This window comes from Pseudomonas ulcerans, from assembly GCF_036324125.1.
Classification (GTDB): domain Bacteria; phylum Pseudomonadota; class Gammaproteobacteria; order Pseudomonadales; family Pseudomonadaceae; genus Aquipseudomonas; species Aquipseudomonas ulcerans.
In genome coordinates, this window is the sequence record NZ_JAZDQN010000005.1 from 174,556 (window position 1) to 187,501 (window position 12,946).

The 12,946-nt window shown below is 64.8% G+C and carries 14 protein-coding genes; 1 reads left to right on the top strand and 13 read right to left on the bottom strand.

What is annotated here, in order from left to right; all coding sequences use genetic code 11:
* Positions 1 to 20: 20 nt before the first annotated feature.
* The 10 genes from V0R59_RS07030 to V0R59_RS07075 form a co-directional block, all read right to left on the bottom strand.
* Positions 21 to 347 (bottom strand): DUF3392 family protein, encoded by a 327-nt coding sequence (locus V0R59_RS07030; protein WP_330073627.1) that lies wholly within the window; start codon positions 345 to 347, stop codon positions 21 to 23.
* Between the two features lie 9 nt (positions 348 to 356).
* On the bottom strand, positions 357 to 1,538 hold the full coding sequence (gene hemW / locus V0R59_RS07035; RefSeq protein WP_330073771.1) for a radical SAM family heme chaperone HemW: 1,182 nt from the start codon (positions 1,536 to 1,538) through the stop codon (positions 357 to 359).
* A 29-nt stretch (positions 1,539 to 1,567) separates the two neighbouring features.
* The gene (gene rdgB / locus V0R59_RS07040) at positions 1,568 to 2,164 is read right to left on the bottom strand and encodes an RdgB/HAM1 family non-canonical purine NTP pyrophosphatase (protein ID WP_330073626.1); all 597 of its coding nucleotides are present in this window, start codon (positions 2,162 to 2,164) and stop codon (positions 1,568 to 1,570) included.
* Positions 2,161 to 2,595 carry a DUF4426 domain-containing protein gene (locus tag V0R59_RS07045; RefSeq protein ID WP_330073625.1) on the bottom strand — a complete coding sequence of 145 codons (435 nt, stop codon included), beginning with the start codon at positions 2,593 to 2,595 and terminating at the stop codon, positions 2,161 to 2,163. The genes rdgB and V0R59_RS07045 overlap by 4 nt, the downstream gene beginning before the upstream one ends.
* A gap of 27 nt (positions 2,596 to 2,622) precedes the next feature.
* On the bottom strand, positions 2,623 to 3,243 hold the full coding sequence (gene metW / locus V0R59_RS07050) for a methionine biosynthesis protein MetW (protein ID WP_330073624.1): 621 nt from the start codon (positions 3,241 to 3,243) through the stop codon (positions 2,623 to 2,625).
* 7 nt (positions 3,244 to 3,250) lie between these two features.
* Entirely contained in the window at positions 3,251 to 4,390 is a 1,140-nt protein-coding gene (gene metX, locus V0R59_RS07055; protein ID WP_330073623.1) for a homoserine O-succinyltransferase MetX, read from the bottom strand.
* A gap of 143 nt (positions 4,391 to 4,533) precedes the next feature.
* The gene (locus V0R59_RS07060) at positions 4,534 to 5,124 is read right to left on the bottom strand and encodes a YggT family protein (protein ID WP_330073622.1); all 591 of its coding nucleotides are present in this window, start codon (positions 5,122 to 5,124) and stop codon (positions 4,534 to 4,536) included.
* 10 nt (positions 5,125 to 5,134) lie between these two features.
* Complete coding sequence (gene proC / locus V0R59_RS07065; protein ID WP_330073621.1) at positions 5,135 to 5,953, bottom strand: pyrroline-5-carboxylate reductase; 819 nt, start codon at positions 5,951 to 5,953, stop codon at positions 5,135 to 5,137.
* 38 nt (positions 5,954 to 5,991) lie between these two features.
* On the bottom strand, positions 5,992 to 6,678 hold the full coding sequence (locus V0R59_RS07070; protein ID WP_330073620.1) for a YggS family pyridoxal phosphate-dependent enzyme: 687 nt from the start codon (positions 6,676 to 6,678) through the stop codon (positions 5,992 to 5,994).
* 135 nt (positions 6,679 to 6,813) lie between these two features.
* The gene (locus V0R59_RS07075; protein ID WP_330073619.1) at positions 6,814 to 7,440 is read right to left on the bottom strand and encodes a C40 family peptidase; all 627 of its coding nucleotides are present in this window, start codon (positions 7,438 to 7,440) and stop codon (positions 6,814 to 6,816) included.
* Between the two features lie 156 nt (positions 7,441 to 7,596).
* Here V0R59_RS07075 and V0R59_RS07080 point away from each other — a divergent pair, with 156 nt between their 5' ends.
* On the top strand, positions 7,597 to 8,016 hold the full coding sequence (locus tag V0R59_RS07080) for a TM2 domain-containing protein (protein WP_330073618.1): 420 nt from the start codon (positions 7,597 to 7,599) through the stop codon (positions 8,014 to 8,016).
* A gap of 51 nt (positions 8,017 to 8,067) precedes the next feature.
* Here the strand turns inward: V0R59_RS07080 and V0R59_RS07085 are convergent, their stop codons facing one another.
* From V0R59_RS07085 to V0R59_RS07095, 3 genes are all read right to left on the bottom strand, one after another.
* Positions 8,068 to 8,760 (bottom strand): SPOR domain-containing protein, encoded by a 693-nt coding sequence (locus V0R59_RS07085; protein WP_330073617.1) that lies wholly within the window; start codon positions 8,758 to 8,760, stop codon positions 8,068 to 8,070.
* Between the two features lies 1 nt (position 8,761).
* The gene (gene argS / locus V0R59_RS07090; protein ID WP_330073616.1) at positions 8,762 to 10,498 is read right to left on the bottom strand and encodes an arginine--tRNA ligase; all 1,737 of its coding nucleotides are present in this window, start codon (positions 10,496 to 10,498) and stop codon (positions 8,762 to 8,764) included.
* A 104-nt stretch (positions 10,499 to 10,602) separates the two neighbouring features.
* Positions 10,603 to 12,822, bottom strand: coding sequence for a primosomal protein N' (locus V0R59_RS07095; protein ID WP_330073615.1), 2,220 nt, complete (start codon positions 12,820 to 12,822; stop codon positions 10,603 to 10,605).
* Between the last annotated feature and the right edge of the window lie 124 nt (positions 12,823 to 12,946).

Below are 12,946 nucleotides of genomic sequence, written 5' to 3' on the forward strand. Positions count from 1 at the left end.
CGCGATGAGGCCATCGAATTTTATCCCCGCCGATCAGCCACCACGCCGATCAACACCAGCACCACCAGCAACACCGGGGCCAGCGCGTAGTTGTTGAACTGGCTCAGTCCCTTCACCACCCACGGGGTGGCATAGATCAGCGCGGCGCCGCTGCCGATCAGCACCAGCAAGGCCATGAACGGCACGCGCAGGGCGCCGGCCAGGTTGCCGAGGCGACCTTCGACCCAGCCCTTGATATCGGTGCCAAACAGCACCAGCAAACAGCCGACAAGCGCCAGAGAGATCTCCGACAGGTTGCTGCGACTCCAGCGGGAGACGGTCGAGAGCAGGTCGAGTACCAGGTCCATGGGCTTTCCTTAGGTCAAGAAATACTGCAGCAGATCATTGAGGAACAGCTGGCCCCGTGGCGTGGCGACCAGCCGCGTCGGTTCGACTTGCAAAAGACCCTTTTGTTCGGCCTCGCGCCGTGCCTGCCGCAGGTTCTCCAGCGGCAGCCCGGTGCGCAGGGCGAACAGCTCGGCGTCCACGCCGTCGGTCAGGCGCAGGGCGTTCATCAGGAACTCGAAGGGCAGTTCGTCCAGGGGCAGCAGCTTTTCCCCGGCCTTGAAGGCTTTGGCCGGGTTCAGGTAGTCCTTCGGCAGACGGGTCTTCCAGGTGCGCAGGATGCGGCCGTCAGGGTGACTCAGCTTGCCGTGGGCACCGGCTCCGATACCGATGAAATCGCCGAAACTCCAGTAATTCAAATTGTGTCGCGCCGCCCGGCCGGGTTGGGCGTAGGCGGAGATTTCGTACTGGTGATAGCCGTGGCGGGCCATCAGTGCCTGGCCGGCTTCCTGGATGTCCCAGAGGATATCGTCCTCCGGTAGCTCCGGTGGCTGGTTCCAGAACACGGTGTTCGGTTCCAGGGTCAGCTGGTACCAGGACAGGTGCGTCGGGCTCAGGTCAATGGCCTGCTGCAGGTCGTCCAGGGCGTCTTCCAGGGATTGGTCCGGCAGGCCGTGCATGAGGTCCAGGTTGAAATTGTCGAACCCGGCATTGCGTGCCATGCCGGCGGCGCGGACCGCTTCGTCACCGTTATGGATGCGGCCGAGGGCTTCCAGCTTGGCCTGCTGGAAGCTCTGGATGCCGATGGAGAGGCGATTGATCCCCAGTTGCCGGTAGGCCTTGAACTTCTCCTGCTCGAAGGTCCCCGGATTGGCTTCCAGGGTGATCTCGATATCGCTGGCGAAGGGAATCCGTTGCTCGACCCCGGCCAGCAGGCGGCCGAGGGCCCTGGCGCTGAACAGGCTCGGCGTGCCTCCGCCGAAGAAGATGGTGCTGATCGGCCGGCCGTACGCCGCTGGGAGCTCCTGGTCGAGGTCGGCCAGCAGCGCGTCGACATAAGCCTCTTCAGGCAGCTCGGGGCTGGCGGCGTGGGAGTTGAAGTCGCAGTACGGGCATTTGCGCACGCACCACGGGATATGGATGTACAGCGACAGGGGTGGCAACTGCGGCAGTGCCGCCCGTGGCGCTTGGGTGGTGAAGCCTGCCTCGTCCATGTGCAGTGGCTGGGCCGGCATTTTTTCGGTCATGCCAGGCCCAGACGTTGACGCAACAGGCTCATGGCGCGGGCGCGATGACTCAGTTGGTTCTTGTCGGCCGGTGTCAGGTCGGCGCTGGAGCAGTCGCGCTCCGGGACCCAGAACAGCGGGTCGTAGCCGAAGCCGTGCTCGCCGCTGGCGGCGGTGAGGATGCGGCCGTGCCACAGGCCTTCGCAGAGGATCGGCAGCGGATCGTCGGCGTGCCGCACCAGGGCCAGGACGCAGACGAACTGGGCGCCACGCTCGGCTTGCGGAACGTCCTTGAGGGCATCGAGCAGCTTGGCGTTGTTCGCCGCGTCGCCCTTGCCGTCGGCATAGCGCGCCGAGTAGATGCCCGGCGCGCCGCCGAGGAAGTCAACGGCCAGGCCGGAATCGTCGGCCAGCGCCGGCAGGCCGGAAATGCGCGCGGCATTGCGGGCCTTGAGGATGGCGTTCTCGACGAACGACAGGCCGGTTTCTTCCGGCTCGACCTTGCTGAATTCGCCGATGGAGCGCAGTTGCACGGATTCACCGAGCATGGCCTGCAGTTCCTTGAGTTTGCCGGCGTTATGGCTGGCCAATACGAGTTGCTGGATATTCATCATTCGCCTGGGAATACGGTTTGAGTGAAGCTGAAGCTGTTGTTGGTCTCGCCGGAACCGACCGTGATCGCGAAGGTGCGGTTTTCTTCCTGTTCTACCGGGAACTGGGCCAGGTAGTACACGGCGCCCTGATCGGTGACCTGCTTGAACGACAGGTTGCTCTGCCGGCTGGTCAGGTCGGCGACTGTGCCGCTGACGTTGGCCACGGCGGGTTTGCCGTCCTTGAGCACGGTGATGTTGATCACGCCCTGGTTCTTGCTGCGGATCAGCCCGGCGGCCTGGGCCGTGGCTGGCTGCACGAAGGTGGAGTTGAACACGCTGTAGTGCACGGTCACGTTACCGAAGACTTCCTTGCGCTCCGGTTTCGCGGCATCGGCGGCCAGTGCCGGCAGGGCCAGGCACAGGCTGAACAGAAACATGGCTAGACGACGCATGATCGCATTCCTCTGATGGACGACGGGTTACACCGCGACCTTGTGCTCCTGCAGGCCGGGGCTGCTGACACGATAGATACCGATTTCACCTAGAAGATTAGGCCAAAGGCGCCCGCCCCATCCGTTGCGGTGACGATTGTCCACCGCCAGGCGGTTCAGTACCTGGGCACGCCGTTCGCTGCACAGCGCCTCGAAGTCCTCGAAGGTGCAGAAGTGGATGTTCGGCGTGTTGTACCAGGTATACGGCATGAAGTCGGAAACCGGCATGCGCCCCTTGGTCGCCAGGTACCAGCGGCAGCGCCAGTGGCCGAAGTTGGGGAAGGTGATGATGCACTGGCGGCCGACGCGGAGCATCTCGTCGAGGATGCGGTCCGGGTACTCCACGGCCTGCAGGGCCTGGGTCATGACCACCACGTCGAAGCTGTTGCTGGCGAAGTTGCCCAGGCCCTTGTCGAGGTCCTGCTCGATGACGTTGACGCCCTTGGCCACGCACTGGGCAATGTTGTCGGCATCGATCTCCAGGCCATAGCCGGTCACCTGCTTGGTGTCGCGCAGCGAGGCCAGCAGTTCGCCGTTACCGCAACCCAGGTCGAGGACGCGGCTGCCGGCGGGGATCCAGTCCTGGATGATTTCCAAATCGGCTCTCATGGCTTCCTCAGCAGGTGATGCGGTTCATGTAGTTGGCGAAGCCCTGGATATAGCGCGGCGTCGGGATCAGGAAGGCGTCGTGGCCGTAAGGCGAGTCGATCTCCAGGTAGCAGACGTTCTTGCGCGCGGCGATCAGCGCATCGACGATTTCCCGCGAGCGGGCCGGGGAGAAGCGCCAGTCGGTGGTGAAGGACATCACGCAGTAGTCCGCCGTGACATGCGCCAGGCTCGCCGCCAGGTCGCCGCCCTTGCTGGCCGCCGGGTCGAAGTAGTCCAGCGCCTTGGTCATCAGCAGGTAGGTGTTGGCGTCGAAGCGTCCGGAAAACTCCTCGCCCTGGTAGCGCAGGTAGCTTTCCACCTGGAACTCGACGCTGTGGAAGTCGTAGTTGAGCTTGTCGCTCTTCAGTTCGCGGCCGAATTTCTCGCCCATGGAGTCGTCGGACAGGTAGGTGATGTGCCCGACCATCCGCGCCAGCATCAGGCCGCGCTTGGGGATCACGCCCTGGTCCTGGAACGAGCCGCCGTGAAATTCCGGGTCGGTAAGGATGGCCTGGCGGGCCACCTCGTTGAAGGCGATGTTCTGTGCCGAGAGCTTGGGCGCCGAGGCGATGTCCACGCAGTGACGGACGCGATCCGGGTAGGTGATGGTCCACTGCAGTGCCTGCATGCCGCCGAGACTGCCGCCGACGATCGCGGCCCATTGCTGGATGCCGAGGCGATCGGCCAGGCGTGCCTGGCTGTGTACCCAGTCTTCCACGGTCAGTACCGGGAAGTCGGCGCCGTAGGGCTTGCCGGTCGCCGGGTTGAGGCTGCTCGGACCGGTGCTGCCGTTGCAGCCGCCGAGGTTGTTCAGGCTGACCACGAAGAAGCGGTTGGTGTCGATCGGCTTGCCCGGGCCGATGCAGCTGTCCCACCAGCCCGGCTTGCGGTCTTCGCTGCTGTAGTAGCCCGCGGCATGGTGATGGCCGGACAGCGCGTGGCAGATGAGCACGGCGTTGCTGGCCGCGCTGTTGAGCGTGCCGTAGGTTTCGTAGATCAGCTCGTAGGAGGCCAGCGAGCGGCCACAGGCGAGGGCCAGCGGTTCATCGAACCGGGCGATTTGCGGTGTTACCAGACCGACGGAATCTTCGGGAAGGACAGTGGACATCGACCCTGCTCACGCGTGAAAGAGGCGTAAGTCTAAAGACCACTGGGGGCAAGCGGCAAGCAATGTGCCAAGGGTTGTGAGTCCAGGGTGCATGTGGGGGATTCACCGCTCCGGTGAATCCCCCGCACCTGTCCCTGTTGCCGTCAGATCAGGCGACGCAGCACTTCCGGCATCGCCGTCATCGCCGCCAGGTTGTTGATCACCAGCATGTCGATCAGCTTCAGCGCCATGAACGCCAGGATCGGCGAGATATCCAGGCCGCCGAGGTTCGGCAGGATGCGGCGGAAGGGTGCCAGGAACGGATCGCAGATCTGGTTGATCAGCTCGGCACCCGGGTTGTGGCTGCGCGGCGCGACCCAGGACAGGATCACGCTGATGATCAGCGCATAGAAGAAGATGTTGAGGAACAGCGCGGTCACCCCGATCAGCGACCAGATCAGCAGTTGCACCGGATTGCCGAAGGTGCCGTAGAGCAGCATGAGGATCACGCCCATCAGCAGCATCTGCACGATCACCGCCAGCAGCAGCGAGGACATGTCCAGGCCGAACAGGCTCGGGATGATCCGGCGCATCGGCTTGAGCAGCGGCTGGGTGGCGCGCACGGCGAACTGGCTCAGCGGGTTGTAGAAGTCGGCGCGGACCAGCTGCAGGATGAAGCGCAGCATGATCACCAGCAGATACAGGCTGCCCAGGGTCTGCAGGATGAAGACGGCGGCGGTACTCAGTCCGATCATTGAAGGCTCCTTAATTGCCCAGTTGTTCGGCCATCTCGGCCGAGCGATGTGCCGCGGCGCCCAGCGCCTTTTCCACCAGAGCTTCGAAACCGTCGGCCTGGAACGATTTGATGGCCGCTTCGGTGGTGCCGTTCGGCGAGGTCACGCGGCGGCGCAGTTCGGCGGCGTCGACGTCGCTGGAAGTCGCCATGTGCGCGGCGCCGAGGGCGGTTTGCAGGGTGAGTTTCGAGGCGGTCTCGCGGGACAGGCCGAGTTTCTCGCCGGCGGCGGTCATCGCCTCGATCAGCAGGAAGAAATACGCCGGGCCGCTGCCGGAGACGGCAGTGACCGCGTCCAGTTGCGCTTCGCTGTCCAGCCACAGGGCGATACCCACTGCCGACAGCAGTTGCTCAGCCTGCTGGCGCTGTTCGGCGCTGACATCGCTGGTCGCGTACAGACCGCTCACGCCCTGGCGCAGCAAGGCCGGAGTGTTGGGCATGCAGCGCACGATCGGCTGGGCGCCGAGCCACTTGTTCATGCTTGCGCAGGTGATGCCGGCAGCGATGGAAACCACCAACTGGCCTGGCTTGAGGCTTGGCTTGAGGGCTTCGCACACGGCTTTCATCGCCTGCGGCTTGACCGACAGCACCACCACGTCGGCGCCATCGATGGCTTCGGCGTTGTTTTCGAACAGGTCGATGCCGTGCTCGGCGTGGATCTTCGCGCGTTGCTCGGCACCCGGGTCGCTGGCGCGGATCTGCGCGGCTTCCAGGCCCTGGGCGCGCAGGCCGCCGATCAGGCTGGCGGCCATGTTGCCGGCGCCGATAAAGGCAATACGAGTCTTGCTCATGTCAGGTCCTTGAGAGGAGAAAAGGGAAAAGGCATGGTTCAGGCCTGGCCATAGTCGCGGGCACCGAACAGCGCGGTACCGATGCGTACCCAGGTCGCGCCCTGGGCGATGGCGCTTTCCAGGTCATGGCTCATGCCCATGGACAGGGTGTCGAGGCCCAGTCCGAGGCTGTCCTGCAGTTCGCGCACGCGGGCGAAGGCGGCATCCTGCGCGGCGCGGTCGTCGGTGGGTTCGGGGATCGCCATCAGGCCGCGCAGGCGCAGCTTCGGCAGGGCGGCGATGGCCTGGGCCAGGGCCGGCAGTTCCTCCGGCGTGCAGCCGGACTTGCTGTCCTCGCCACTGACGTTGACCTGCAGGCACAGGTTCAGCGGCGGCAGGTGGTCGGGGCGCTGTTCCGAGAGGCGTTGTGCGATTTTCAGTCGATCCACCGAATGTACCCAGTCGAAGTGCTCGGCGATGGCGCGAGTCTTGTTCGACTGAATGGGGCCGATGAAGTGCCAGGTCAAGGGCAGGTCGGTCAATTCGGCCTGTTTGCCCAGGGCTTCCTGCAGATAGTTCTCGCCGACGTCGCGGACCCCGGCGGCGAAGGCTTCGCGTACCGCGTCGGCGGGCTTGGTCTTGCTCACCGCCAGTAGCTGGATGCTCGCCGGATCGCGCCCGGCTGCGGTGGCAGCGGCCTGGATGCGGGTGGCGAGGATGGAAAGGTTGTCGGCAATGGTGGACATGGAATGAATGCCAGCAGCTTTTGGGTCCGGGGCATTCTACCCGCTTGGCGGGGTTTGGGGAGGTTGGCTGGCGGGGATTTGAGATCACGCGGGACCCTGTTGGAGCAGGCCTGCCAGCTCCAACAGGGTTTGGGATCAGCGCTTGGCCAGGCGCAGTTGCTGCTGTTCCTTCGGCAGCACCCGCTTGGCCACCACATAGTGCTTCTGCCAGTACGGTTTGTTCAGCGTGTCGATGGTCACGTTCTTGCCGGTACGCGGGGCATGGATGAAGCGGTCGTTGCCCAGGTAGATGGCCACGTGGTTGACCCGGCGGCTGCGGATGTTGAAGAACAGCAGGTCGCCCGGCTTGAGGTCGCCGCGCTCGACTTTCACCCCATGACCGCTGGCCATGGCGTTGGAGGTGCGTGGCAGGTCGACTTCGTCGATATCGTTGAAGGCGTATTTCACCAGTCCGCTGCAATCGAAGCCCTTGCCCGGCGTACTGCCGCCCCAGCGATAGGGCGTGCCCAACTGGTTGACGGCACGGCTGAGCACATCGCTGCTCTGGCTGGCGGGCATCTGCGCGACCTGGCGGATGACGGCGCTGTGCTTGCTGCGGGTTGCACGAGACTTGGCGGCACTGCTCTTGTTCGAGCGGACCGCCGTGGCGTTGGCGGTGTATCCGACATAGCCGTTGGGAAGACGTTGCTCACGGTTGGTGGCGTGGGCGGCCAGTGGCAATAATAGGCAAATGGTCAGCCATGTCTTGAAAAATGAACGCATTAGGCAAGGCTCTTATGGTGTTGGCGCGCAACTTTATAACAGCTTTTTGGTCAATTTCTGATCCGCTGGTCGTCTCAAAAGTGTCATCTGTCGGCAAGTTCCCAAAAAGTCACATCTTTCCTTAGAAAATTTTTTCCTAACCCTCCGAGGCTATGAATGAACGGTTATCAACAGGCAGGACGTCCTGACACCCACAGCAAGCTGTTCGGCTACCTGCTGTGGATCTTCGGTTTCCTTGGTGCGCACCGCTTCTACTACGGCAAGCCGGTGACCGGCACCATCTGGTTCTTCACTCTGGGTCTTCTTGGCATCGGCTGGATCATCGACCTGTTCCTGATCCCGGCCATGGACCGCGAGGCCGACCTGCGCTTCCAGCCCGGCGCCCTGGACTACAACATCGCTTGGCTGCTGCTGACCTTCCTCGGCGTGTTCGGCGTGCACCGGATGTACCAGGGCAAGTGGATCACCGGTGTGATCTACCTGTTCACCGGTGGGTTGTTCCTGGTCGGCATCCTCTACGACCTGTGGACGTTGAACACGCAGATCTCGATCAAGAACGCCCAAGGGCGCTACTAAGAAAAAAGGCCCTGATGATGATCAGGGCCTTTTCGTTTGCGGGTGGCTCGACTACTGGCGAAGCTGGCGCTGCTGCAGCAGCAGGTTGTTGAAGCCGCTGCCGGAGAGCTGCTTCTGCGCCACGGTCAGCTGTTCGCGGTTGCTGAACGGGCCGACCAGCACCCGGTACCAGGTCTCTTCCTTGACCGTGCCGGACTCCACCTGCACCGACTGCCCCAGCAGGATGATCTGCGCGCGGACCTTGTCCGCATCCGCCTGTTTGCGGAACGAACCGGCTTGCAGATAGAACTGCGTGGTGGCCGCCGGCTTGACCACCGGTGGCGCCGGCGGCGGGGTCTCGCCGTTGAGCGCGGCCTGGGCACGGGCCGTGTCGATCTTCGCCGCTTCCGCCGGGGTTACCGGGGGTTGCGCCGGTACTGGCGGGGTTTTCTCCGGCACGGCCTCGGGCGGCACGATCACTTCCGATTCCGGCAGCAGGGTGTAGAAGTCGTACTTAGGCTTCACCGGCTGCTGCGGGCTGGGCGGAGTCTTGTTCGCTTCGGCGATCTTCTCGGCCTTCTGCTGCTGTTCCGGCTTCTCCCGCTTCACGTCGTCGCGGCCCGGCTCCAGCTTCATCAGGAAGACGATGAAGGCGCCGATGGTCAGGCCGGCCGCCAGCCACATCCAGCCCGGAATCGGCTGCTTGGCCGCGGGCTGGTTGCGACTGGCGCCGCGCTTGGGCGCAGGTTTTTTCTTGGCTGCCAAGTTACATGCGCTCCAGGGTTTCCAGGCCCAGCAGCTCCAGGCCCTGTTTCAGGGTGCGACCGGTCAGGGCGGCCAGGCGCAGGCGGCTTTGCTGTTGTTCCGGGGTGTCGGCAGCAAGGATCGGGCAGTTCTCGTAGAAGCTGGAGAACAGGCCGGCAACGTCGTACAGGTAGCTGCACAGGATGTGCGGGGTGCCTTTCTCGGCGACGTTGTTGAGGGTCTCGGCGAACTGCGCCAGGCGCGCGGCCAGGTCCTGTTCCTGCTGGGCCTGCAGGACGATCTGGCCGTCTACCTCGCTGAAGTCCTTGCCCAGCTTGCGGAACACGCCGGCGACGCGGGTGTAGGCGTAGAGCAGGTACGGCGCGGTGTTGCCTTCGAAGTTCAGCATCAGGTCGAAGTTGAAGCTGTAGTCGCTGGTGCGGTGCTTGGACAGGTCGGCGTACTTGACCGCGCCGATGCCGACCACCTTGGCGATGGCGCGCAGGTCGTCTTCCGGCAGCTCCGGGTTTTTCTCTTTCACCAGGGTGTAGGCGCGTTCCTTGGCTTCGGTCAGCAGGTCGATCAGCTTCACGGTGCCGCCGTCACGGGTCTTGAACGGACGGCCGTCGGCGCCGTTCATGGTGCCGAAGCCCATATGCTCGGTCTGCATCGGGTGAGTGATGAAGCCGGCACGGCGGGCCACCTCGAACACTTGCTGGAAGTGCAGGGCCTGGCGCTGGTCGACGAAGTACAAGGCGCGGTCGGCGTGCAGCACGTTGCTGCGGTAGCGCACGGCGGCCAGGTCGGTGGTGGCGTAGAGATAGCCGCCGTCAGCCTTCTGCACGATCACCGGCAGCGGCTCGCCGTCGGCGGTCTTGAATTCTTCGAGGAACACGCACTGGGCGCCGTTGCTCTCCACCAGCAGGCCCTTGGCCTTGAGGTCGCTGACCACATTGGCCAGGTCGTCGTTGTAGGCGCTTTCGCCCATCACGTCGGCCATGGTCAGCTTGACGTTGAGCAGCTCGTAGGTCTTCTGGCAGTGCGACAGCGAGATGTCCTTGAAGCGCGTCCACAGGGTCATGCACTCGGCATCGCCGGCCTGCAGCTTGACCACCAGGCCGCGGGCGCGGTCGGCGAACTCGCTGGACTCGTCGAAGCGTTTCTTCGCCGCGCGGTAGAAGTTTTCCAGGTCCGACAGCTCGTCGCTGGTGATAGGGTTCTCTTCCAGGTAGGCCAGAAGCATGCCGAACTGGGTGCCCCAGTCGCCCACGTGGTTCTGCCGGATCACCTCGTCGCCGAGGAATTCCAGGACCCGCGCCACAGCGTCACCGATGATGGTGGAGCGCAGGTGGCCGACGTGCATTTCCTTGGCCAGGTTCGGCGCGGACAGGTCGATCACTACCTTTTGCTGCGCGCCGGCCTTGTGCACGCCCAGCTTGGCGTCGGCCAGGGCGGCATCCAGGCGCGAAGCCAGGGCCTGGGTGTTCTGGAAGAAGTTGAGGAAGCCGGGGCCGGCGATCTCGACCTTGCTCACCTGCGGGTCGGCCGGCAGCGCGGCGATGATCTTCTCGGCCAGGTCGCGCGGCTTCATGCCGGCCGGCTTGGCCAGCATCATGGCGATGTTGCTGGCGAAATCGCCATGGGTCTTGTCCCGGGCGTTCTCCACCTGGATCGCCGGCGCCAGCCCTTCAGGCAGCACACCTTCGGCGGTGAGACGGGTGAGGGCTTGCTGGATGAGCTGGCGAATGGTGTCTTTCATGGGATTCTCTTTCGACCGCAAGCGCGGTGGCGCTTCGAGGCGCAGGTGGAAAAACTGGGCATTATCCGTTGCCGGGCATGGGTTGCCAACCTTTGCTGCCGGGATCAGTACAGGTCGACGGGGTCCACATCCAGCGACCAGCGCACCTGGCGTCCGCTCGGCAGCCCCTCCAACACTAGCAGCCAGGCGCTGATCAGGCGGTGCAGCGGCGCCCGGGCATTGGCTTGCAGCAGCAGTTGCGCGCGGAAGCGCCCGGCACGGCGTTCCATCGGTGCTGGCACCGGGCCGAGCAATTCGATCCCATGCAGACCCTGTTCGGCCAGCAATCGTTCGGCGGCGGAGCAGGCTTCGTCGAGAAAACCTTCCGCCTGCCCCGGCTTGTGGGCTTCGGCGCGCAGCAGGGCAAGGTGGGCGAAGGGCGGCAGGCCAGCGGCGCGGCGCTCGCTCAGGGCCTGCTCGGCGAAGGCGAAATAGCCTTCCTCGGTGAGTTGCACCAATAAAGGATGGTCGGCGAGGTGGGTCTGGATGATCACCTTGCCCGGCTCTTCGGCACGCCCGGCGCGGCCGGCGACCTGGACGATCAGTTGCGCCATCCGCTCGCTGGCGCGGAAGTCGCCGGAGAACAGCCCGCCATCGGCATCGAGGATCGCCACCAGGGTCACACGCGGGAAGTGATGGCCCTTGGCGAGCATCTGCGTACCCACCAGGATGCACGGTTGGCCACGCTGGATGGTGTTGAACAGCTGGTTCATTGCGTCCTTGCGCGAGGTGCTGTCGCGATCGACCCGCAGCACCGGGTAGTCGGGGAACAGGATGCTCAGGCGCTCTTCGGCGCGCTCGGTGCCGGCACCTACCGGGCGCAGGTCGACATGGCTGCATTGCGGGCACTGGCGCGGGATACGTTCTTCATGGCCGCAATGATGGCAGCGCAATTCGCCGGAGCGCTGGTGCACCGTCATCCGCGCATCGCAGCGCGGGCACTCCGACAGCCAGCCGCAATCGTGGCAGAGCAGGGTCGGGGCGAAGCCACGGCGGTTGAGGAACACCAGCACCTGCTGGCCGGCGGCCAGGGTCTGGGCGATGGCCTGTTGCATCGGGCCGCTGATGCCGCTGTCCAGGGGCCGGCTCTTCACGTCCAGGCGCAGGAAACGCGGGGCCTGGGCGCCACCGGCTCGGTGGTTCAGGCGCAACAGGCCGTAGCGACCGGAGTGGGCGTTGTGCAGGCTTTCCAGGGACGGCGTTGCCGAACCCAGCAGGATCGGGATGTTTTCCTGCCGTGCGCGCACCAGGGCCAGGTCGCGGGCGTGGTAGCGCAGGCCTTCCTGCTGTTTGTAGGAACCGTCGTGCTCCTCGTCGATGATGATCAGGCCCGGGTTCTTCATCGGGGTGAACAGCGCCGAGCGGGTGCCGATGATGATGTCGGCCTCGCCGTCGCGGGCAGCGAGCCAGGCATCCAGGCGCTCGCGGTCGTTGACCGCCGAATGCAGGAGCGCGATGCGGGCGTTGAAGCGCTGTTCGAAGCGTGCCAGGGTCTGCGGCCCGAGGTTGATCTCCGGGATCAGGATCAGCGCCTGCTTGCCGGCCTCCAGGGTCTCGCGGATCAGTTGCAGGTAGACCTCGGTCTTGCCGCTGCCGGTGACCCCGGCCAGCAGGAAGGCATGGAAATCATCGAAGCCGGCACGTACCGCATGGAAGGCCGCGCGCTGTTCATCGTTCAGCGGCAGTTCCGGCTGCGCCAGCCAGTGTTCGTGGCGCGCCTGCGGGGCGTGGCGGCGCACTTCCACCTGCACCAGCTCCTTGGCCAGCAGCAGGTCGAGGCTGTCCTTGCTCAGGCCGAGCTTGCCCAGCAGGCCATGGGCGACGCCGTGGGGGTGCTGGGCCAGGGTGGTCAGGGCCTCGCGCTGGCGCGGCGCACGGGCGATGCGCGGGTCGTCGAAGCGGGCGTTCGGCGCGATCTGCCAGAAACGTTCCTGGCGCGCCTCGGCCGGCTCGCCCTGGCGGAGCAGCACCGGTAGCGCCCAGCTAAGGGTGTCGCCGAGGCTGTGCTGGTAGTACTGCGCGGTCCACAGGCACAGCTTGAACAGTGCCGGCGGCAGCGGCGAGACCGGGTCGAGCAGGGCGATCGCCGGCTTGAGCTTGTCCGCCGGGACTTCGCTCTGCTCGGCGACTTCCACGAGGATGCCGATCATCTCCCGCCGACCAAACGGCACGCGCACGCGCATGCCCGGCGTCAAGGCCTGGCGGGCCATGCTTGCCGTGGCCCTGTAGTCGAACAGTCGCCGCAGCGGCGAGGGCAGGGCAAGGCGAAGAATGACGTCGGACACGCGGAGAGTACTCTGTAGGGATGATTCCAGATGCTGGCGAGCCTAGCAGACGACGGTTGGTACGAGCGACATCTTGCGTTGATGAGCGCCTCTGGTATTATTCGCCGCCTAATTACGTGCGGTA